We start from the raw sequence: 21,069 nt of genomic DNA on the forward strand, positions 1-21,069 counted from the left end.
CAAACATGCGCATTTTCAAAAAAGCAGTATTGATGGTCATGATTTCTTTTTTTATTGTAAATGTAAATGTGAACACAGCACATGCTGCTATAGATGTCAGTGCAAAAAGCGCAATCGTTATTGACGGAGCGTCAGGCAGAGTATTATTTACCAAGGATGAACATGAAAAAAGGCGGATTGCAAGTATCACAAAAATCATGACGGCCGTTCTCGCCATCGAATCAGGCAAAATGGATGAAACGGTGACAGTTTCGGCAAATGCTGTCAGAACAGAAGGCTCAGCCATTTATTTAACAGAGGGGCAAAAAGTGAAATTAAAAGATCTTGTGTATGGCCTGATGCTGAGATCAGGAAACGACGCCGCTGTGGCAATTGCTGAACATGTCGGTGGAAGTCTCGATGGGTTTGTTTATATGATGAATCAAAAAGCTGAGCAGCTTGGAATGGAGAATACCCGTTTTCAAAACCCGCACGGATTGGACGACCATGAAAATCATTATTCAACAGCTTATGACATGGCCATATTAACCAAATACGCTATGAAGCTGAAAGACTATCAAAAGATTTCTGGCACGAAAATATACAAAGCAGAAACAATGGAAAGCGTCTGGAAAAACAAAAATAAACTGTTGACCATGCTTTATCGATACAGTACAGGAGGAAAAACAGGCTATACAAAACTTGCAAAACGGACACTGGTCTCAACAGCTTCAAAGGACGGCATTGATCTGATAGCTGTCACCATAAATGATCCCGACGATTGGGATGATCATATGAAGATGTTTAACTATGTATTTGATCATTATCAAACCTATTTAATTGCCAAAAAAGGGGACATTCCAAAGCTGAAAGGCACATTTTATGAATCGAAGGCTTTTATCAAACGTGACATCACCTATTTGCTGACCGAAGAGGAAAAAGAAGACGTCAACATTCAAACCACGCTGCTTAAACCGAAAAAAGCGTGGGAAAAAGACGCCTCGAAAATTCCTGACATCGTAGGGCACATGAAGATCATGTTTAACGATGAAACCATTGCAAAAGTGCCGATCTATTATGAAAATGAACGACATCAAAAACCGAAGAAACAATTTTTTGAAACATTTAAATCAATATTTCTGAATGCGGCTGGCGGGGCAAAATGGTCAATATAATTTGGGTCAGCTTAACTGTGATCGGACTTGTTTTTGCGATGTGCAACGGAACTCTGCAAGATGTAAATGAAGCCGTATTTAAGGGTGCGAAGGAAGCCGTTACGATTTCATTCGGATTGATGAGCGTGCTTGTTTTCTGGCTTGGTTTAATGAAAATAGCCGAGCAGTCAGGGCTTTTGGATATTTTCAGCCGGATGTGCAGGCCTTTTATATCTAAGCTGTTCCCTGATATACCGCCGGATCACCCGGCGATGGGTTACATTTTATCTAATCTCATGGCGAACTTTTTCGGTCTCGGAAATGCGGCAACTCCGCTTGGCATAAAAGCAATGGAGCAAATGAAAAAGCTGAATGGAAACCGAACAGAAGCAAGCCGGTCGATGATTACTTTTTTAGCGGTCAATACGTCATGCATCACTCTCATTCCGACAACCGTAATCGCTGTCCGAATGGCTTATTCCTCCAAAACCCCGACAGATATCGTGGGGCCGAGTATTTTAGCGACACTCATTTCCGGAATCGGCGCCATTATCATTGACCGGTACTTTTATTACCGCCGCAAAAAGAAGGGAAGGTGAGCGGATGGAAATCATCAACTGGCTGTCTTTAGCCATGATTCCGATCATTATTGCCGGAATTCTTCTTTATGGAACTATCAAAAAGGTTCCCACATATGAATCGTTCGTTGAAGGCGGAAAAGAAGGGATAGAAATCGCCTTTTCCATTATCCCCTACTTAGTCGGAATGCTTGTCGCCATAACTGTTTTCAGGTCATCAGGCGCGCTTGATTTTATAATGGATCTTTTAAAACCGATTTTCTCCGCTATCGGCATCCCTGCTGAGGTAGTGCCGCTTGCGCTGATCCGCCCGATCTCCGGTACAGCTGCCCTCGGCATGACGACAGATTTAATTGCAGTATACGGACCCGATTCTTTTATCGGCAGGCTGGCTTCTGTTATGCAGGGATCAACAGATACAACGCTTTACGTGCTGACTGTGTATTTCGGAGCAGTCGGCATTAAAAAAATGGGTGATGCATTAAAGGTGGGACTTCTTGCTGATTTAATCGGCGTAGTTGCATCTATCATCATCGTTACGTTATTATTTGGGAGCGCCTGAAAACGGCGTTTTTTTTGGATTTTGCATAGGAATTTGAAAAAGCTTGTTTGTTAAGGTTGAAAAAAGTAAGATAATACTTGAGGTGAAAGACATGGAAAGACTGCAAAAAGTGATTGCTCATGCCGGAGTTGCATCGCGCAGAAAGGCAGAAGAGCTGATAAAAGAAGGAAAAGTAAAGGTGAATGGCAAAGTAGTAACAGAGCTTGGTGTTAAAGTCACTGGTTCTGATCAGATTGAGGTAAACGGGTTAAAGGTTGAACGCGAAGAGCCGGTTTACTTTCTCTTATATAAACCAAGAGGCGTTATTTCTGCAGCACAGGATGACAAAGGGCGCAAAGTCGTGACGGACTTTTTTAAAGAAGTCCCGCAGCGCATTTATCCGATCGGGCGCCTGGATTATGATACGAGCGGTCTTTTGCTTTTAACCAATGACGGCGAGTTTGCCAATAAGCTGATGCACCCTAAGTATGAAATCGACAAAACATACGTGGCGAAAGTGAAAGGCATCCCGCCTAAAGAGCTGCTCAGAAAGCTGGAGCGCGGCATCAGGCTTGAAGAAGGCAAAACAGCGCCTGCTAAAGCGAAACTGTTGTCTTTGGATAAGAAAAAGCAAACAAGCATTATTCAGCTGACGATTCATGAAGGACGCAACAGACAGGTGCGCCGCATGTTCGAAGCGATCGGCCATGAGGTAATCAAGCTGAAGCGTGAAGAATACGCGTTTTTAAACCTGCGTGGCTTGCACACAGGAGATGCCAGAGAACTAACACCGCATGAAGTCAAAAGACTCAGAGCGCTGGCGGAACACGGTAAAAACGCTTTCTAAATTTCACATAACCTTCAAAAAGTAAGAAATGTGAAATGAACGTGCAATGATATAATTGAATGGATCTGTAATAGGGGGAAGGGGGCAGTGGACAATGAAGAAAAAAAGGCGTTTATTCATTCGGACCGGCATCCTTCTCGTTTTAATCTGCGCACTTGGCTATACCATTTACAACGCTGTATTTGCCGGCAAAGAGAGTATATCCGAAGGGTCCGACGCACCGAATTTTGTCCTTGAAGATACGAATGGGAAACGTATCGAGCTCAGCGACTTAAAAGGAAAAGGTGTTTTTTTGAATTTCTGGGGCACATGGTGTGAACCGTGCAAAAAAGAATTTCCTTATATGGCGAACCAATATAAGCATTTTAAAGACCAAGGTGTTGAAATTGTCGCAGTAAATGTTGGGGAGTCAAAGATAGCAGTACATAATTTTATGAAATCCTACGGAGTCAATTTCCCGGTTGTTCTGGATACAGATCGCCAAGTGCTTGATGCCTATGACGTATCTCCGCTTCCGACAACCTTTTTAATCAATCCGGAAGGAAAAGTTGTCAAGGTGGTGACCGGCACTATGACAGAAAGCATGATACACGATTATATGAATCTGATAAAACCCGGAGAGACTTCGGGATGAAGCAAGTCAAATGTGAATGCGGACATGTAAACCCGGTCGGAACCGTTCTGTGTGAATCGTGCGGAAGAGCTCTCCAGGAAACTCAGCCTCCGCTTGCTGATATGAGATATGACGGAAGCGCAAGACGTTCACAAACCTATAACAAAACGATTATCGATAAAATATGGAATTTCTTTTCTTCGGTTAAGGTGGGGATATGGCTTATCGTTATAACCCTTGCCGCATCAGCATTCGGCACGATTTTTCCCCAAGAAGCCTATTTGCCTCCGGGCGCACAGGCTGATACCTACTACAAAGAGCAGTACGGCACGTTCGGCCAGCTTTATTATTTGCTCGGATTTCATCATTTATATGGCTCTTGGTGGTACCTGTTGCTCATTGCCTCGATCGGCATTTCACTTGTGATTTGCAGCCTCGATCGGGTCATTCCATTGTACAGAGCGTTAAAAAACCAAGGTGTCAGAAGGAGTCCTGCTTTTTTAAGAAGGCAGCGCTTGTTCAGTGAAACGGATACTGTACTGGTCGCGGAAGCAAAAGAAAAGATTGTTGCTCTCTTAAAGAAAAAGCATTATAGAATCAGAGAAAAAGAGGGCAGCATTCTTGCTGAAAAAGGGCGTTTTTCCCGCTGGGGCCCGTATGTCAACCACATTGGATTGATTATCTTTCTGATCGGTGCGATGCTCAGATTTGTGCCTGGCATGTACGTCGATGAGACGCTTTGGGTCAGAGAAGGTGAAACTGCAGCAATTCCGGGAACAGACGGAAAATATTATTTGAAAAATAATCAATTCAGTGTAGAGACCTATAACAGCAAAACAGAAAAAAAGGTATTCGCAGATGCCATAGACAGAGTCGGGGACGGAAGAGTGGCAAAGAATTTTCAAACAGATGCCGTTCTCTACAAGAGAGAAGGAAAAATTGTTTATGGCGAGAAACCGAAGCTGAAAAAAGTAACAGAAGAGGACATCCGTGTCAATCAGCCGCTGCGTTTTGATTCTTTTTCCGTTTATCAGGTGGATTATAAAGAGAATCAGCTAGACCAAATGGTGTTCCAGCTAATAGACAAAAATACAAAAAAATCCTTTGGGAGCTTGAAGATCAACCTTCTGGATCCAGATTCGGTTTATGATCTTGGTAACGGTTACAAAATTGAAATTGCCAGCTACCTGCCAGACTTCTATTTTAATCAGGATGGAGAGCCGAGCACAAAAACAAAAATCCCTAACAACCCGGCTTTTGTCTTTAATATCATAACGCCGGACAAACCAAAGGGTGAAAAAAGCTTTGTCGCCATCCAAGAAACAATCGAAGGCTCCGGCAACAATAAATATAAGCTGAAATTTGACCATGTCGAAACGAAAAACATTACCGGACTTACAGTCAGAAAGGATCTGACACTCTGGGTGCTTGCCGTCGGCGGAGCTATTTTTATGATCGGTGTCATTCAAGGTATGTACTGGCAGCACCGAAGAATCTGGCTGCACTCACAGGACGGCGCAGTCTTGGTGGCAGGGCATACAAATAAAAACTGGTATGGCCTGAAGAAAGATTTAGCCTTTGTATTGGTTGATTCCGGACTGACTGAACCGGAGGACCAAAAAGAATTAATCAAAACACAGAAATAGGCGAAAAGGGAGTGATGTCATGGCAGAGCTGAGCGGAAATTTTCTTTATGCGGCCTTTCTTGTGTATTTAATCGCTGTCCCGATTTTCGGCGGGGCCATACGCGGAAATAAAGATAAAAAGGGCAAGCCAAACCGATGGGCGAACATTGGAATCACCCTTTCTATTATCGGTTTTCTCTGCCACCTGGGGTATTTCATCACTAGATGGGCTGCCAGCGGCCATGCGCCAGTCAGCAATATGTTTGAATTCACCACGGCCTTTGGCATGATGCTTGTTTTGGCGTTTATTATCCTATATTTTATCTATAGATTGCCTTCGTTAGGCCTGTTTACGCTGTCAATCGCTTTATTGCTGATTGCTTACGCAAGCATGTTTCCGACGGATATCTCGCCTTTAATTCCATCGCTGCAGAGCAATTGGCTGTATATTCATGTAACAACGGCCGCGCTTGGGCAAGCTATACTTGCCATCAGCTTTGTCGCAGGTGTCATCTTTCTTTTGAAGCATGTAGACCAGACAAAACCAAGCAAAAAAACCTTCTGGCTTGAAGCGATTATGTTTATCCTGGTCACTACCGTCGCCTTTATTGCGATCACATCGGCATTTCGTCTTGCAGGCTATGAAGCGGAATTTAACTGGGTGGATAAAAATAAAGAAAAAAGCGTGATGGTGTACGAAATGCCTGCGCTTGTCGGCCCTCATCAGGGGGAGCTTTTGACCGAGGGGAGAATGGAGCCGTTTGCTGAGCTACCTGCCCTTTTCTCAGGCAGAAAGGTGAACACTGTCATTTGGTCATTTGGAGCAGGGCTTGTTTTGTACGGGGCTCTTCGTCTGATCATCAGAAAAAGAATCAGCGCTCTATTACATCCGCTGGTGAAGAACGTCAATCTTGATCTGGTGGATGAAGTTGGCTACAGGGCCGTTTCAATCGGGTTTCCGATCTTTACGCTCGGCGCGCTGATCTTTGCGATGATTTGGGCTCAGCTCGCTTGGACCAGATTTTGGGGCTGGGACCCGAAGGAAGTATGGGCGCTGATCACATTTTTGTTCTATGCCGCATATTTGCATTTAAGACTGTCAAGAGGCTGGCACGGTGAGAAGTCAGCATGGCTGGCCGTAATCGGTTTTGCTATTATTATGTTTAATTTAATATTCGTAAATCTAGTGCTTGCCGGACTTCATTCTTATGCATAGTCCTAAGAAAGCGACACAGTTCTCAAACTTTCTCACGATTTGATAAAATGAAAGTAACAGAAGGAAAGCAGGGGGAAAACGATGGACCAAACGAACGAAACCAAAATATTAGTAGTTGATGACGAAGCCAGAATTCGCCGCCTTTTAAGAATGTATCTTGAACGTGAAAATTATGTCATAGACGAAGCGGAAAATGGTGATGAAGCCATTGCCAAAGGGCTTGAAGCCAATTATGACTTAATTTTGCTTGATCTGATGATGCCGGGGACTGACGGAATTGAAGTGTGCCGGCAAGTTCGTGAAAAAAAAGCGACACCAATTATCATGCTGACCGCAAAAGGAGAAGAAGCAAACCGGGTGCAGGGGTTTGAAGCGGGAACAGATGATTATATTGTCAAGCCGTTCAGCCCGAGAGAAGTCGTGCTGCGGGTAAAGGCCCTTTTGAGAAGAGCATCCCAAACCTCTTATTTCAATGCCAATACACCGACGAAAAATGTACTCGTGTTTTCACATCTGTCCATTGACCATGATGCTCACCGTGTAACGGCTGATGGAACAGAAGTAAGCCTGACGCCGAAAGAGTATGAGCTCCTATACTTCTTAGCGAAAACACCTGATAAAGTGTATGATCGGGAAAAGCTGCTGAAAGAAGTGTGGCAATATGAGTTTTTTGGTGATCTGCGGACAGTAGACACTCACGTTAAACGCTTGAGAGAGAAGCTGAACAAGGTATCTCCGGAAGCTGCGAAAAAAATTGTCACAGTATGGGGTGTAGGCTATAAATTTGAGGTAGGCGCTGAATGAAATTTTGGAAAAGCGTAGTAGGCAAGCTGTGGTTTACGATCCTTTCACTCGTCTTGATCGTATTATTCATTTTGACGGTTCTTTTGCTTGAATTTATTGAGAATTACCATGTGGAAGAAGCCGAGAATGATTTAACACAGCTTGCGAATAAAGTTGCTGTCATCATAGAAAATCACGAGGACCAGGCACTGGCAAGATCAATTACTTGGGAGCTCGCTGATAACTTAACAAGCATTGCCATCGTTCAGGATGAGAAAAAGTATTGGTATTCTCCGAATGATAAAAATCGGCTGTCGTCCATTACGGTTGAGCAAATACAGCATGACAAAGACTTAAATAGAGCTCTCCAAGACCATAAAAAAGTAAGCAAACGAACGGGGCTGAGCAATACAGACACGGATAATGAACGCCTGATTGTAGGTGTCCCGTATGAAAAAGACGGAAAGAAAGGCATGGTCTTTTTATCCCAGTCTTTGCTTGCCGTTAAAGATACAACCAAACACACGACCCGCTATATTTTTCTTGCCGCGGGGATTGCGATTGTACTGACGACGTTTTTCGCTTTCTTTTTATCAAGCAGGGTCACGTACCCGCTCCGAAAAATGAGAGAAGGCGCACAGGATTTGGCGAAGGGCAAGTTCGATACAAAAATCCCGATTTTAACCCAAGATGAAATCGGTGAACTGGCAACCGCTTTTAATCAAATGGGCCGGCAGCTTAACTTTCATATTAATGCGCTCAATCAAGAAAAAGAGCAGCTTTCTAATATTTTAAGCAGTATGGCTGACGGCGTCATTACTATTAATATCGATGGTACAATTCTTGTGACAAACCCTCCGGCTGAACGGTTTCTTCAGGCGTGGTATTATGAGCAGAATATGAATATCAAAGAAGGCGATAACCTTCCCCCTGAAGCAAAAGAGCTGTTCCAAAACGCTGTCAGCACTGAAAAAGAACAAATGATTGAGATGACGCTGCAAGGCAGATCATGGGTGCTCTTGATGTCGCCGCTTTATGCGGAATCGCATGTCAGAGGAGCGGTTGCTGTGCTTCGTGACATGACTGAAGAACGGCGCCTTGATAAGCTTCGGGAGGACTTTATCGCAAATGTCAGCCATGAGTTGAGAACACCGATCTCTATGCTTCAGGGGTACAGTGAAGCAATTGTCGATGACATTGCAAGTTCTGAAGAAGACCGGAAAGAAATTGCTCAAATCATTTATGACGAATCGTTGCGAATGGGCCGTCTAGTCAATGATTTGCTTGATTTAGCCCGAATGGAGTCAGGCCATACAGGCTTGCATTATGAAAAAATCAATGTTGATGAATTTTTAGAGAAGATCATTCGGAAATTTTCCGGTGTTGCTAAAGAAAAAAATATTACTTTACATCAAGACATTTCTCTCACAGAAGAGGAATTTATGTTTGATGAAGACAAGATGGAGCAGGTATTTACCAATTTGATCGATAATGCACTGCGGCATACTTCATCCGGAGGCAGTGTTTCCATTGAAGTCCATACTGTGAAGGATGGATTGAAAATTGATATCAAAGACTCTGGATCGGGCATTCCGGAAGAAGATCTGCCATTTATCTTTGAGCGGTTCTACAAGGCAGATAAAGCGCGAACAAGAGGCAGAGCAGGAACCGGTCTTGGACTGGCTATCGTTAAAAATATTGTGGAGGCCCACAACGGATCAATTACGGTGCACAGTCGAATAGATAAAGGAACGACATTTACATTTTATATTCCGACAAAACCATAAAATCGAGTCTGAATTTGCCGAAGAATCTTGTTCCATAAGAAACACCCGCTAATCGAGCGGGTGTTTTTTTAAAAGCCAATATTAATAAAATTTAAGGATATGTTAATATAAATTCCCTTCCAAATTCCAGTTTCTCGTAATATAGTTGTAATGTAACTTTTCAAGCTATTAATACGACAAAAAAGTGAACGGAGGGGTTTCAAATGGAAGAAACCTTTCAATTGTTATATGACACATATCATCAAGATTTGTATCAATTTTTATTTTATATGGTAAAGGATAAAAGCCAGGCAGAAGATCTTCTGCAGGAGGTTTATATTCGGGTATTAAATTCTTATCATACGTTTGAAGGAAGAAGCAGTGAAAAAACATGGCTTTTGTCGATCGCACGCCATGTTGCAATAGATTGGTTCCGTAAACAGCAGACGATCAGACAGCGTATACTCGGCACATTTGATTGGGATACACAGGATGTCAGAGATCAGCAATTGCTTCCGGACGAACTTGCGGTTCAACATGAAAATGTCCGGGAAATTTATGCTGCGCTTGATCAATGCACGATCGATCAAAGAGCTGTGATTATCTTGCGGTTTATTCATGGATATTCAATTCAGGAAACAGCCAATGCTCTGCGCTTCTCGGAAAGCAAAGTCAAAACGACCCAACACAGAGGGCTCAAAGTACTTCGGAAACATATGGAGCTTTTGAGGGAGGAGCTAATGGATGATGAAGTCAGAATGGAACGAAGAACAGATAAAGGAGTTGTTAAGTCAACTTCCGGCAGTTAAAGACCATCGTTCGCCTCAGGATATTTACAAGCGGCTGACGATGGCAAAAAGCAAAAAAAAGCCTGCTGTTAGGTGGATTGGCCCCGCATGTGCCGCTGCAATTGCGGTTTATATCGCCTTCATTATAACTCCTCATTTCTTTGACCAGGCACAGCCTCAACAAAAAGAAGCGTCCCAAGAGAACACTGTGACAAAAACAGAGACAGCAGACAGCCCAAAAGCTGGATCATCCCTGGATCAGAATTCATTTGTTGTTCCTGAAAAGGAACATAACAATTACATCACTGTAGCAATTGCTGATGCCAAAACATCCGCAATCATACCCATCAGCATCAAAAAAACAAACGAAGACCAAACGATACAGGATATGCTGTTTCAAAGTGGTGAACTGGGTATCCTTGATCATGCCATTACGATCCCATCCTTCATAGATGAAGTGGAGGTAAAGGAAAATCAAAGGCAAAAGGAATTAAGTGTACGAGTCCATCAACCCATTGAGGCTTTTTCTGTAAAAGATGATACACTGTTAAAAAAATTGCTGAAAGAATCCCTAAAATGGAGTCCTTATGAAAAAATCAAATTTTTATCGGATCAAAATGAGGGCGGTGCCATTATTGGCTCATATGGAGCTTTTACAGAAATTCGTATTCCAAAACAGTCGAAAAGAGCCTACTACTTGTACCAAAATAAACAAGGACAAGACTTTCTCGTTCCGTCAGAAAATACATTTGATACAGTAAAAGAAGCGATTAAGGATATGGAATCGAGCAGCCAAAAAGGTACAATACCTCTAATTCAAGCGGGTGCAGTCAAATCTGTAACGAAGAAACAGAAACACTTATATATCCGCTTCTCAAAAGACTCAGAAGTTGAGGATTCTATTGCCGGTATCTTAATGCTTGAAGGACTTCTTTTAACGGCAAAAGAGTTTGGTTTTACAGAAGTGACCTTTACGGAAACCAGAACAAAAAAAATCGGCAGATATAATGTATCAGATGCAATTCCGGTACCTTCTGCTCCAAATCCGATTTCCTTAAACTAAAAAAGGGCCTTTCAGGCTCTTTTTTAGTTGCTATTCATATAATAGAAATTTTCAAAAAAATAGTTGTGCGTGTATAATAAAACAAGGTAACGATTGAAAGGATTTGAGACGAGTGAACGTGTTAACAATCAAAGGAGTTTCCATCGGAGAAGGGATGCCGAAAATCATCGTTCCGCTGATGGGAAAAACGGAAAAACAAATTTTGAACGAAGCAGAAGCTGTAAAAGTACTCAATCCGGACATTGTGGAGTGGCGAGTCGACGTATTTGATAAAGCAAATGACAAAGAAGCCGTCACGAAGATGATTTCGAAACTTCGGGAGTCTTTAGCAGACAAGCTGTTTCTATTTACATTCAGAACCCATAAAGAAGGCGGGAACATGGAAATGGATGAAAGCTCCTATATTGCTTTGCTGGAAGCGGCAGTCCAAACAAAAGACATCGATCTTATTGACGTTGAATTATTTTCAGGAGATGCAAATGTGAAAGCGTTAGTATCGCTGGCGGAAGAAAACAATGTCTATGTGGTAATGTCAAATCATGATTTTGAGAAAACGCCTGCGAAAGATGAGATTCTTTCAAGGCTTCGAAAAATGCAGGATTTAGGAGCGCATATTCCAAAAATGGCTGTCATGCCGAATGATACAGGAGATCTCTTAACACTGCTTGATGCGACGCATACAATGAAAACAAGATATGCAGACCGTCCGATTATTACAATGTCAATGGCTGCAACAGGGCTGATCAGCAGGCTGAGCGGTGAAGTTTTTGGATCAGCTTGTACTTTTGGCGCGGGAGAAGAGGCATCGGCACCTGGTCAAATACCTGTTTCTGAGCTGAGGAATGTCTTAGAGATTTTGCACAAAAACACATGAAAATAGAACAATAAAAAAACTCAAGCTTTATAGCTTGAGTTTTTTTAGATTATGGAAGATCAATGAGCTTCACAGACACAATATCAGGAACATCTGTTAGTTCTTTCACAATTTTATCTTCAAGATGTCTGTCAAAGGAAAGCATCATGATGGCCTCTCCGCCTTTTTCTTTACGGCCAACCTGCATGGTTGCAATGTTAATATCGTTATCTCCGAGAATACGTCCTACTCGGCCGATGACACCTGTTGTATCCTGATGCTGGATATATACCAGGTGACCCGTCGGATAAAAATCGATATTAAATCCGTTGATCTCGACAATACGTTCTCCGAAATGAGGAATATACGTAGCTGTCACAGTAAAGGTGCTGCGGTCTCCTGTCACTTTTACGCTGATGCAGTTATCGTATCCAGATTCAGAAGAGGAAATTTTTTCACTGAAGCTGATGCCGCGTTCTTTTGCGACACCCCCGGCATTGACTTCGTTAACAGTTGAGTCAACGCGCGGTTTTAAAAAGCCTGACAGAAGGCTTTTTGTAATGAACGATGTTTCAAGTTTGGCAATTGTACCTTCGTATTGAATGGCAACATCCTGTACGGGTTCTTTCATGCATTGGGATACTAGGCTGCCAATTTTTCCAGCGATTTGATGGTAAGGCTTAATCTTAGCGAATTCATCTTTTGTCATGGCAGGCAGGTTGATAGCTGACATAACAGGGAGACCTTTTGCGAACTGCAGAACTTCTTCTGACACTTGAGCCGCGACATTTAGCTGAGCTTCTTTAGTCGATGCTCCTAAGTGAGGAGTGGCAATGACTAATGGATGATCAACGAGTTTATTGTCAACTGGCGGTTCAACTTCAAAAACGTCAAGCGCCGCTCCGGCAACATGCCCGCTTTCCAAAGCTTCGAGAAGCGCTGCTTCATCGATAATACCGCCTCGCGCGCAGTTAATTAAGCGAACACCTTTTTTCGTTTTTGCAATCGTTTCTTTATTCAATAATCCTTTTGTTTCTTTAGTTAAAGGCGTGTGAACGGTAATAATATCCGCGCTTTCAAGCACTTCTTCAAAAGAACGGCTGTTTACGCCGATTTTTTTCGCTCTTTCTTCAGTTAAGAAAGGATCAAAAACGTGAACGGTCATACCGAATGCTCTCGCACGCTGTGCAATTTCGCTTCCGATTCGGCCTAATCCTACAATCCCAAGTGTTTTACCATAAAGCTCTGAACCGACGTAAGCTGTGCGGTTCCACTCTCTGGATTTTACTGAGATATTAGCCTGAGGAATGTGCCTCATTAATGAAGAGATCATCGCAAATGTATGCTCAGCTGTCGAAATGGTGTTGCCGTTTGGAGCGTTAATCACGATTACCCCGTGTTTAGTCGCCTCGTCAATATCAATATTATCTACACCGACACCGGCTCTTCCGACAATTTTTAAAGAGGTCATTTTTTTGAAAAGGTCTTCTGTTACTTTTGTCGCACTTCGCACCAAAAGAGCATCAAAAGTATGTAATTCATCTTCTGCATCTGCTGCGTTTTTCTGAACTATTTCAATAAAATCTGATTCAATAAGTGGCTGTAAGCCGTCGTTGCTCATTTTGTCTGAGACCAATACTCGAAACATCGTTAGATTTCCTCCTAAATTGACAAACTAAATATCTGATAATTTAACATATTCTCAATAGAGTGTCAACGTGTATTGACGCAGTAAAGGATAAAAGGAAAGCTTAAAAATCAATGTTTTTATAGCTTTCAGGTATTATATATAATTTGAAGCAATTCTCTATACAGCCAACCAGTTATCGTTTATAATGGAACTAAATTCATATGATCAATCTTCGGGGCAGGGTGAAATTCCCTACCGGCGGTGATGAGCCGATGGCTCTAAGCCCGCGAGCTGTTTTTACAGCAGGATTCGGTGAGATTCCGGAGCCGACAGTACAGTCTGGATGGGAGAAGATGGAGGTTCATAAGCGTTTTGAAATTGGATTTTCAAACGTTTCTTTGCCTAGCCTAATTTTCAAAACCCCGCTTTTATACATGAAGCGGTTTTTTTATTGGCTGGAAAAGAACCTTTCCGTTTTCGAGTAAGATGTGATCGAAAAGGAGAGAGTGAAGTGAAAGTAAAAAAATTAGTTGTGATCAGTATGCTGAGCAGCATTGCATTTGTTTTGATGCTGTTGAATTTCCCGTTTCCGGGTCTACCGGATTATTTGAAAATTGATTTTAGCGACGTGCCCGCTATTATTGCTATTCTCATTTACGGGCCTTTAGCGGGTATTGCTGTAGAGGCGATAAAAAACGTTCTTCAATATATCATTCAGGGAAGCATGGCCGGGGTTCCTGTAGGGCAAATTGCGAATTTTATCGCAGGGACACTCTTTATATTGCCGACTGCTTTCTTATTTAAAAAGCTGAATTCAACAAAGGGCTTAGCTGTCAGCCTGCTTTTAGGTACTGCAGCAATGACCATTTTGATGAGTATTTTAAATTATGTTCTGATTCTTCCGGCATACACGTTGTTTTTACATTCGCCGGCATTATCTGACAGCGCGCTGAAAACAGCGGTCGTCGCTGGCATCCTTCCTTTTAACATTATAAAAGGCATTGTGATTACGATTGTATTCTCACTGATTTTCATCAAGCTTAAGCCATGGATTGAACAGCAGCGAAGCGCACATATCCATTAAATAAAAAAAGCTCCCGCAGGGGAGCTTTTTTGTTTCTTCTATTCAAATTTAAGCGGGTCGCCTTCAAATGGCTCATCCGCCACTTTGATGGAATCAGTAGGACATCCTTCAAATGCATCAATCATATCTTCTTCCAGTACCTCAGGAACTTCGACAACGCCTTTGTTTTCATCAAGCGTTACGAACGCGATGCCTTCATCATCGTAATCGTAAATGTCTGGTGCTGCAGCTCCGCAAGCGCCGCATGCAATACATGTATCTTTGTCTACGATTGTGTACTTTGCCATGAATAAAACCTCCCAGATTGTTCTTGGTGGAACAAATGGATCAATCTTTTTATTTAATCAATTTAACACCTATTCCTCTTACTTATTGTAATGATGTTGCTGCCACATTTCAACAGAAAAATGATTGAGAATGCTTATCACATAAGGGGTTATCTACATAACATCCCCCTTAATGATGACTTTAAACGTCGATTTCTGCTTAAAATCTGTTAAAATAAAGAGAGTAAATCAACGATTTTTGTCAGGAAGAATGTGGGTGGATAGGTTGTCGTTAAATTACTTCGATATTATGGTTCTCGATTGCCTTTGGAAAATAAACGGAGAACGGTCGGGAAGCGCTGTTTTTCACCTATTCAAAGGCAAAAGATCGTCACAAACCATTCAAGATGCCGGCTTATTTCAGACTGCAAAGTATTTTGGAATGGCGGCGCAATGTTCGAGAAGCGATATTTCAGCGTCACTCACCAAGCTCGAACAGCATTCATATCTCGAATCAATGTCTGAAACAGATACATACAAAGTGACATCCAGCGGCGCAGCAGCATTAAGGCAAGCCCTTAGTGAACGGCCTTGGCCCGAACATTGCCACGGCGCTTATTATCAGCCTGCTGCCAGCGTGCTTTGGAAAAGGCTTTCGCTGCTTGTGCAGGTCTTATCTCATAAACTGCAAGGGAGCAGGCAGTATATTCCTGTCACAAAGGATTATAAGACACTTCACTGGGTAAAGAAATACCTGTCCCGGCATACGGATCATATAGAAATGGCAAGCAGTCTTTTTGCCATGCTGGAGTCTCATTTGCATAAGGTTGATGACAAAGCAGCGCAAATTTTTGTCTACTCCTTAACCTCTTACGATAGGATCGGTTATACGAGCAGGCAGCTTGCTGACACGCTGAAAGAAGATGAATGGTATGTTTATATCATGTTTTGGGCGTCGGTACATTATTTTATTCATTCTCTTCCGGAGTGTGAAGATACTTTGTTAAAGGATCTCCTTTCTGATGTACATTTAGATAATGCGCTGACAGAGTCAACGAGGAAAACATGGCAGATGATCAAACAAGGGATTCCGATACATCGTATTGCTGAAACCAGAAAGCTGAAAACAGCGACCATCGAAGACCATATTGTCGAGATTTCTCTTCACGAGCCTGCGTTTATGATTGATGACTATGTATCAGCGGAAGACCAGCTCCAAATTGCAGAGTTTGCCAAACGGATGCGGACGAACAAAATCAAACAAATTAGAGACGGGCTGGAGCAGCGGTTCAGCTACTTTCAAATCAGATTGGCATTAACAAAGCAGGTGCAGCAATATGACTAAATTACAGCAAACGTTACATCAATTTTTTGGTTTTACTTCCTTTAAAAGCGGGCAGGAGGACATTATTAGAAGCATACTCAGCGGGAAGGATACCATTGCGATGCTTCCGACTGGGGGAGGAAAATCGCTTTGCTACCAGCTCCCTGGCTATATGCTTGACGGCATGGTATTAATCGTTTCTCCATTGCTTTCTTTAATGGAGGATCAGGTACAGCAGCTAAAAGCACGGGGGGAAAAACGTGCTGCCGCTTTGAACAGCATGCTTAGCAGACAGGAAAGACAATTCGTTTTGGAGCATATTCACCGCTATAAATTTTTGTACTTGTCTCCCGAGGCTTTGCAGTCGCCATATGTATTGGAAAAATTGAAAACCGTCCCCATCAGCCTATTCGTTATTGATGAAGCACATTGCATATCTGAATGGGGGCATGACTTCAGGCCTGACTATTCAAAGCTTGGACAGCTGAGAAAAAAACTTGGGCACCCTCCGGTTCTTGCATTGACCGCTACTGCTACAAAGGATACGCTGCAGGATGTCATGAACCTGCTGGAGCTGCAGCATGCCGAACGGCATCTCAACTCAGTCAACCGCCCAAACATCGCACTCCGGGTTGAAAATGCGGCGGGTACTGCCGAAAAAATAGATAGGGTCATTCAGCTGGTTGAAAACCTGCAAGGTCCGGGAATTGTTTATTGTCCGACACGGAAATGGGCTGAAGAATTAGCGGGTGAAATTAAAAACAAGACAAGCAGCAGAGCCGACTTTTACCATGGCGGTATGGAGTCCGGCGACAGGATTTTAATACAGCAGCAGTTTATCCATAATCAGCTTGATGTGATATGTTGTACGAATGCGTTTGGAATGGGTGTCGATAAACCTGATATCAGATATGTGATTCATTTTCATATCCCGCAGACGGCTGAAGCTTTTATGCAGGAAATCGGCAGAGCGGGACGCGACGGAAAACCGAGTGTCAGCATTTTGCTGCGTGCGCCAGGAGATTTTGAATTGCAGGAGCAGATTATCCAAATGGAGAGTGTCACAGCAGCAGAAATCGCCGATGTAATCCGTGTGCTTGAAAAGACGGATGAGCGGGATGAGAGAAGACTGCGTGACGTATTAATGCAGTATGGTGTTGGAGAGACACAAGCCCGTATGATGATACATCTCTTTATGCAGGGAAAAAGATCAATTGAACTGATGAAACAGGAAATTTCATCTCGCATGGAGATGAAGCTGGAAAAAATGCGTCGTGTATCTTTTCTGCTTCAGCGTGACGGCTGTTTAAGGCAATCACTGTTAACCTATTTTGATGAATCATACGAGCCTGATGACGGAAATCTCCCGTGCTGTTCACATTGCGGTTTTGATCTATCCTTATATAAACAAAAAGGAGAACGGAGTAAAATGGCGCCATTAGACAGCTGGAGTTCGGAATTGCACCGGATATTCAGCTTGCAGACTGTAGGTGAGCTGAACTGAAACAGCAAAAGGATTTCATTCAGCATATGTCTGATCATGATATGCTAAAGCAGTTATATTTGACGCAGCTTTTGATCATCATCGCTGCAGCCTTGGCGGGATTTTTCTTTTTTGAGGATGTAGGAGATATACTAAAGCTCTGGGATATTGGCGATATGCGAATCATATGGTACGGCGTTTCTATTTCGGTTATTGTTATTTTAGCCGATATGGCCGTGATGAAATGGTGCCCGCCTCATTTATATGATGACGGCGGAATCAATAAAAAAATATTCAGTAAGAGGTCAATCCCTCATATTATATTTTTAACGCTTCTGATTGCTTTCGCGGAAGAAATGTTATTCAGAGGAGTGCTGCAGACTCATATCGGTCTGTGGGCGGCCAGCCTTATATTTGCCGTTCTACACTTTCGGTATTTGTCAAGGTGGCTGTTATTTATCATGGTGACAGCAATCAGCTTTTTGCTCGGTCTGATGTATGAATGGACCGGTAACTTATTTGTTCCGGTGACGGCGCATTTTATCATTGATGCCGTATTTGCCTGTCAGATTCGTTTTGAACATGTGAGGAGGGATAAACATGACGAACATGTCGAGAGTAGAGAGAAGAAAAACCCAGAATCTTTATGAAGATCAAAACGCCGCGTTGGCGGACGATTATGTCGATGATGATGGAGAAAGCCTTCCGACAAGACAATCTGTAAAAAATCAAAGAGAACAGAAAAAAAAGCAAGGCAAAACAAAAACGCCATTATTCACTGTACTCGCTGTATTATTTGTATTTGTGCCGGTTATCGTGTTAGTCACCTTATTTTATCTAAAAAGCCACCCGGATAATCACGACGATTATGAAGATGTTTTTATCGACAGCAGCCAAAGCAAATATGAGGTTGTGCCGAAACCAGAGGATAAAAATGATACCGCAGATAACAAAGAGGCCCAAGAGTCCAAAGAGACCGCACTGCAGCAAGAGTCAAAAAAAAAGTCTGAGGATACAAAGGCAAAAGAGCCTGCAAAAACAACAACTGATAAGAAACAGCCTGCTGTAGCGGAAAAAGAACATTCAGCAGATAAGGAGGAAGCAACCGCAGCGGCTGCTTCCTCTCCCCAACAAGAAGCAGCATCGGAAGTACAGCAGTCCGCTGAACCAGTTCAATATGAGCCGAAACGCGTTGTCAAGCACACCGTCCAAAAGAAAGAAACGTTGTACCGCATTTCTATGAAGTATTATAAAAGCCGGTCGGGAGAAGAAAAAATTCGTGTGTATAATCATCTGAACGGAAATGATGTTTACACCGGACAAGTTTTGGACATCCCCTTTATGGATGAATAGGGCATTTTTTTTATTTTCCGCTCATATATTGTAGCAATGAAAATGGACAAGGTGTGAAGCGTATGGAAACCTTATGGAATCAGATGGATCAGTATACAGACGCGCCGACCAAACAGATGCTCCAAGCGCTGGTGAAACGAAAACAAAAATTTGAAAATTATGCAACGCAATGTTGCAGATGGCGATGGACTTCACTCATCTGTTTAGGCTTATTGTGTATTATGATTATGATCAAAAGCCCGGCGCCTCAGCTCGTTCTTCAAGAAATGCTTAGCCATACCTTTTATTTATTTTGGATGATGGCAACCGCTTTTGCATACTGCACTTCATATTATTTTAAGAAAAAGGAAGAAAAAGCTGAGGGCGATTTTCATAAACTGAGATGCGAAATTATTCAGAAAAGCACTGATCTTTGGCCGCAGCCGGATAAATGGAAGGCGAGAGAATCTGTTTTTCAAATGATGAAGCACAAATATGACATTAATCTATATTTTGAAAGTAAATAAAATCGGGCGTTTTCTCAAACGATAGAAACGTCTTTTTTTATTGCCCGTCTTATTGATAAGTTCTAAAAGAATGGAGAGTTTTTATGAAGCTATCAGTAAAAATTGCCGGTGTGCTAACTGTGGCGGCAGCGGCAATGACGGCAAAAATGTATTCAACAGCAAAAGGCAACCATTTGAAAACACATACGTTTTCTTTATCAAAAATGAAGGGCAAGCCGCCTCTTACAATCTTTTTTATTTCAGACATTCACAAACGTCTCATCGATGAAGACCTTTTAGAAAAAGCGCGATGCCATGCCCCTCACCTGGTTATCATCGGCGGTGATTTAGCCGAGGGCGGAGTGCCCAGTATGAGAATCGAGGAGAACATCAAAAGGCTCGCGGCTTTCGGGGTTCCTGTCGTGTTTGTATGGGGGAATAATGATTATGAAGTCAGGCAGCATAAGCTGTATTCCATTTTCAAAGCGCACGGTGTCATCACTCTGAGGAATGAGTCAGTTCCGTTTTCGTACAACGGCCATACCATTGCGATTGCCGGAGTTGATGATATCAGGATGGAGATGGATCATTATGAGGAAGCCATTAAAGAACTCGACAAAAGCCAGCTGAATATTCTGGTTTGTCATAACCCGGAGATTCATGAACAAATTAATGAAGCTGACGGTATTGATGCGATATTCAGCGGACATACCCACGGAGGTCAGATCAGGTTTGGAAAATTCGGCCCGTATGAACTCGGGAGAACAGGCATTGTTAAAAATGCAGCGTATCTCATCAGCAACGGATATGGCACAACAAAAGTGCCTCTTCGTTTAGGTGCTGAGCCGGAAACACACATTGTGACTCTTTGTGCGCCAGAATAACTTCTCAAAAGCAAAAATCCATATGGGCAATAAAAACTGCATTGTGCTTGTCTTACTAGTGAACTCAGTGTAAACTGATAACAATTAAGAACCTATGACTCATCATCTCATATAATGTGTTATATGATTTGTGTGCAAGTAGAGGCAGGAGGGAACGTTATGCGGCTTGAGCGTCTGAATTATAATAAGATCAAAATCTTTTTGACCCTCGATGATTTGACAGACCGGGGATTGACAAAAGAAGACCTCTGGAAGGACTCATTTAAAGTCCACCAGTTATTTAAAGATATGATGAATGAAGCTAATACAGAGCTCGGCTTTGAAGCGAATGGACCGATTGCAGTGGAAGTGTATTCTCTCCAAGCACAAGGGATGGTTGTGATCGTAACAAAGAACCAAGACGCAGATTCAGAAGACGATGAGTATGATGATGATTACATCGAAATGCAAGTCAAGCTTGATGAAAGTGCGGACATCATTTATCAATTCCATTCCTTTGAAGATATCATTCAGCTTTCAGAAAGCTTACAGCGAATCGGTATCAATGGGGGAACTGTCTACCACTATGACGGACAGTACTTTTTAAGCCTTGAAGATCTGGGATCGCATACGGCTGAAGGGGTTGTGGCGGTTCTGGCGGAATACGGCAATCCGACAACTTTAACGATTTATCGCTTGCAAGAGTATGGTAAGCTCATTATGGACGGTAATGCCGTTGAGACGATACAGACTCATTTTTCATAAGAATGCAACG

At 42.5% G+C, this 21,069-nt stretch carries 22 protein-coding genes and 1 riboswitch; of the genes, 20 read left to right on the forward strand and 2 right to left on the reverse strand.

Annotated features, from left to right (window positions below; genetic code table 11):
• Positions 1-5: 5 nt before the first annotated feature.
• The 12 genes from dacB to aroD all read left to right on the forward strand — a co-directional run bounded on the left by dacB (position 6) and on the right by aroD (position 11,827).
• Positions 6-1,154: a D-alanyl-D-alanine carboxypeptidase DacB gene (gene dacB, locus AC4CV5_RS14155; protein WP_490923049.1), complete on the forward strand. Its 1,149-nt coding sequence runs from the start codon at positions 6-8 to the stop codon at positions 1,152-1,154.
• The gene (gene spmA, locus AC4CV5_RS14160; protein ID WP_014114249.1) at positions 1,142-1,732 is read left to right on the forward strand and encodes a spore maturation protein SpmA; all 591 of its coding nucleotides are present in this window, start codon (positions 1,142-1,144) and stop codon (positions 1,730-1,732) included. Before dacB ends, spmA begins: the two co-directional genes overlap by 13 nt.
• Positions 1,733-1,736: 4 nt before the next feature.
• On the forward strand, positions 1,737-2,273 hold the full coding sequence (spmB, locus tag AC4CV5_RS14165) for a spore maturation protein (RefSeq protein WP_222143092.1): 537 nt from the start codon (positions 1,737-1,739) through the stop codon (positions 2,271-2,273).
• A 91-nt stretch (positions 2,274-2,364) separates the two neighbouring features.
• A complete protein-coding gene (rluB, locus tag AC4CV5_RS14170) occupies positions 2,365-3,099 on the forward strand; it encodes a 23S rRNA pseudouridine(2605) synthase RluB (RefSeq protein ID WP_166851230.1) in 735 nt (244 codons plus the stop codon).
• Between the two features lie 94 nt (positions 3,100-3,193).
• Positions 3,194-3,733, forward strand: a complete 540-nt coding sequence (gene resA, locus AC4CV5_RS14175; protein WP_003223892.1) for a thiol-disulfide oxidoreductase ResA — start codon at positions 3,194-3,196, stop codon at positions 3,731-3,733.
• On the forward strand, positions 3,730-5,358 hold the full coding sequence (gene resB, locus AC4CV5_RS14180) for a cytochrome c biogenesis protein ResB (protein WP_490923050.1): 1,629 nt from the start codon (positions 3,730-3,732) through the stop codon (positions 5,356-5,358). Before resA ends, resB begins: the two co-directional genes overlap by 4 nt.
• Positions 5,359-5,377: 19 nt before the next feature.
• On the forward strand, positions 5,378-6,553 hold the full coding sequence (gene resC, locus AC4CV5_RS14185; protein ID WP_222143090.1) for a cytochrome c biogenesis protein ResC: 1,176 nt from the start codon (positions 5,378-5,380) through the stop codon (positions 6,551-6,553).
• A gap of 81 nt (positions 6,554-6,634) precedes the next feature.
• Entirely contained in the window at positions 6,635-7,357 is a 723-nt protein-coding gene (gene resD, locus AC4CV5_RS14190) for a DNA-binding response regulator ResD (protein ID WP_004398187.1), read from the forward strand.
• Positions 7,354-9,123 (forward strand): sensor histidine kinase ResE, encoded by a 1,770-nt coding sequence (gene resE / locus AC4CV5_RS14195; RefSeq protein ID WP_166851239.1) that lies wholly within the window; start codon positions 7,354-7,356, stop codon positions 9,121-9,123. The genes resD and resE overlap by 4 nt, the downstream gene beginning before the upstream one ends.
• A gap of 203 nt (positions 9,124-9,326) precedes the next feature.
• The gene (sigX, locus tag AC4CV5_RS14200; RefSeq protein ID WP_166851242.1) at positions 9,327-9,911 is read left to right on the forward strand and encodes an RNA polymerase sigma factor SigX; all 585 of its coding nucleotides are present in this window, start codon (positions 9,327-9,329) and stop codon (positions 9,909-9,911) included.
• Positions 9,847-10,953 (forward strand): sigma-X negative effector, encoded by a 1,107-nt coding sequence (locus tag AC4CV5_RS14205; RefSeq protein WP_490923052.1) that lies wholly within the window; start codon positions 9,847-9,849, stop codon positions 10,951-10,953. Before sigX ends, AC4CV5_RS14205 begins: the two co-directional genes overlap by 65 nt.
• A 112-nt stretch (positions 10,954-11,065) precedes the next feature.
• A complete protein-coding gene (aroD, locus tag AC4CV5_RS14210; protein WP_490923054.1) occupies positions 11,066-11,827 on the forward strand; it encodes a type I 3-dehydroquinate dehydratase in 762 nt (253 codons plus the stop codon).
• Positions 11,828-11,876: 49 nt separating this feature from the next.
• Here aroD and serA read toward each other — a convergent pair whose 3' ends face one another.
• Positions 11,877-13,454, reverse strand: a complete 1,578-nt coding sequence (gene serA / locus AC4CV5_RS14215) for a phosphoglycerate dehydrogenase (protein WP_014114240.1) — start codon at positions 13,452-13,454, stop codon at positions 11,877-11,879.
• Between the two features lie 206 nt (positions 13,455-13,660).
• A riboswitch (FMN riboswitch) is annotated at positions 13,661-13,795 on the forward strand.
• 152 nt (positions 13,796-13,947) lie between these two features.
• Between serA and fmnP the strand changes: the two genes are divergently transcribed.
• Positions 13,948-14,520, forward strand: coding sequence for a riboflavin transporter FmnP (gene fmnP, locus AC4CV5_RS14220; protein WP_490923056.1), 573 nt, complete (start codon positions 13,948-13,950; stop codon positions 14,518-14,520).
• Between the two features lie 38 nt (positions 14,521-14,558).
• Here the strand turns inward: fmnP and AC4CV5_RS14225 are convergent, their stop codons facing one another.
• The gene (locus tag AC4CV5_RS14225) at positions 14,559-14,807 is read right to left on the reverse strand and encodes a ferredoxin (RefSeq protein WP_003225461.1); all 249 of its coding nucleotides are present in this window, start codon (positions 14,805-14,807) and stop codon (positions 14,559-14,561) included.
• Between the two features lie 265 nt (positions 14,808-15,072).
• Here AC4CV5_RS14225 and AC4CV5_RS14230 point away from each other — a divergent pair, with 265 nt between their 5' ends.
• From AC4CV5_RS14230 to AC4CV5_RS14260, 7 genes are all read left to right on the forward strand, one after another.
• Complete coding sequence (locus AC4CV5_RS14230; RefSeq protein ID WP_490923194.1) at positions 15,073-16,131, forward strand: YpbB family protein; 1,059 nt, start codon at positions 15,073-15,075, stop codon at positions 16,129-16,131.
• Positions 16,124-17,614, forward strand: coding sequence for a RecQ family ATP-dependent DNA helicase (locus tag AC4CV5_RS14235; protein ID WP_166851255.1), 1,491 nt, complete (start codon positions 16,124-16,126; stop codon positions 17,612-17,614). The genes AC4CV5_RS14230 and AC4CV5_RS14235 overlap by 8 nt, the downstream gene beginning before the upstream one ends.
• 26 nt (positions 17,615-17,640) lie before the next feature.
• Entirely contained in the window at positions 17,641-18,243 is a 603-nt protein-coding gene (locus tag AC4CV5_RS14240) for a CPBP family intramembrane glutamic endopeptidase (RefSeq protein ID WP_490923058.1), read from the forward strand.
• The gene (locus AC4CV5_RS14245; protein ID WP_490923060.1) at positions 18,194-18,946 is read left to right on the forward strand and encodes a LysM peptidoglycan-binding domain-containing protein; all 753 of its coding nucleotides are present in this window, start codon (positions 18,194-18,196) and stop codon (positions 18,944-18,946) included. Before AC4CV5_RS14240 ends, AC4CV5_RS14245 begins: the two co-directional genes overlap by 50 nt.
• Before the next feature lie 62 nt (positions 18,947-19,008).
• Positions 19,009-19,452 carry a YpbF family protein gene (locus AC4CV5_RS14250; protein WP_373923196.1) on the forward strand — a complete coding sequence of 148 codons (444 nt, stop codon included), beginning with the start codon at positions 19,009-19,011 and terminating at the stop codon, positions 19,450-19,452.
• Positions 19,453-19,535: 83 nt separating this feature from the next.
• Positions 19,536-20,315, forward strand: a complete 780-nt coding sequence (locus tag AC4CV5_RS14255; RefSeq protein ID WP_166851268.1) for a metallophosphoesterase — start codon at positions 19,536-19,538, stop codon at positions 20,313-20,315.
• Positions 20,316-20,474: 159 nt separating this feature from the next.
• Positions 20,475-21,059, forward strand: coding sequence for a genetic competence negative regulator (locus tag AC4CV5_RS14260; RefSeq protein WP_003225475.1), 585 nt, complete (start codon positions 20,475-20,477; stop codon positions 21,057-21,059).
• The last annotated feature ends 10 nt before the right edge of the window (positions 21,060-21,069 follow it).

The organism is Bacillus sp. NS1 (assembly GCF_058248265.1).

Coding starts and splice junctions, on each gene's coding strand:
- AC4CV5_RS14235 (WP_166851255.1), top strand. CDS start 16,124: ATGACTAAATTACAGCAAACGTTACATCAATTTTTTGGTTTTACTTCC.
- AC4CV5_RS14225 (WP_003225461.1), bottom strand. CDS start 14,807: ATGGCAAAGTACACAATCGTAGACAAAGATACATGTATTGCATGCGGC.
- AC4CV5_RS14245 (WP_490923060.1), top strand. CDS start 18,194: ATGACGAACATGTCGAGAGTAGAGAGAAGAAAAACCCAGAATCTTTAT.
- resD (WP_004398187.1), top strand. CDS start 6,635: ATGGACCAAACGAACGAAACCAAAATATTAGTAGTTGATGACGAAGCC.
- resB (WP_490923050.1), top strand. CDS start 3,730: ATGAAGCAAGTCAAATGTGAATGCGGACATGTAAACCCGGTCGGAACC.
- spmA (WP_014114249.1), top strand. CDS start 1,142: ATGGTCAATATAATTTGGGTCAGCTTAACTGTGATCGGACTTGTTTTT.
- dacB (WP_490923049.1), top strand. CDS start 6: ATGCGCATTTTCAAAAAAGCAGTATTGATGGTCATGATTTCTTTTTTT.
- resA (WP_003223892.1), top strand. CDS start 3,194: ATGAAGAAAAAAAGGCGTTTATTCATTCGGACCGGCATCCTTCTCGTT.
- AC4CV5_RS14260 (WP_003225475.1), top strand. CDS start 20,475: ATGCGGCTTGAGCGTCTGAATTATAATAAGATCAAAATCTTTTTGACC.
- AC4CV5_RS14205 (WP_490923052.1), top strand. CDS start 9,847: ATGATGAAGTCAGAATGGAACGAAGAACAGATAAAGGAGTTGTTAAGT.
- AC4CV5_RS14240 (WP_490923058.1), top strand. CDS start 17,641: ATGTCTGATCATGATATGCTAAAGCAGTTATATTTGACGCAGCTTTTG.
- sigX (WP_166851242.1), top strand. CDS start 9,327: ATGGAAGAAACCTTTCAATTGTTATATGACACATATCATCAAGATTTG.
- spmB (WP_222143092.1), top strand. CDS start 1,737: ATGGAAATCATCAACTGGCTGTCTTTAGCCATGATTCCGATCATTATT.
- AC4CV5_RS14250 (WP_373923196.1), top strand. CDS start 19,009: ATGGAAACCTTATGGAATCAGATGGATCAGTATACAGACGCGCCGACC.
- resC (WP_222143090.1), top strand. CDS start 5,378: ATGGCAGAGCTGAGCGGAAATTTTCTTTATGCGGCCTTTCTTGTGTAT.
- resE (WP_166851239.1), top strand. CDS start 7,354: ATGAAATTTTGGAAAAGCGTAGTAGGCAAGCTGTGGTTTACGATCCTT.
- rluB (WP_166851230.1), top strand. CDS start 2,365: ATGGAAAGACTGCAAAAAGTGATTGCTCATGCCGGAGTTGCATCGCGC.
- serA (WP_014114240.1), bottom strand. CDS start 13,454: ATGTTTCGAGTATTGGTCTCAGACAAAATGAGCAACGACGGCTTACAG.
- AC4CV5_RS14255 (WP_166851268.1), top strand. CDS start 19,536: ATGAAGCTATCAGTAAAAATTGCCGGTGTGCTAACTGTGGCGGCAGCG.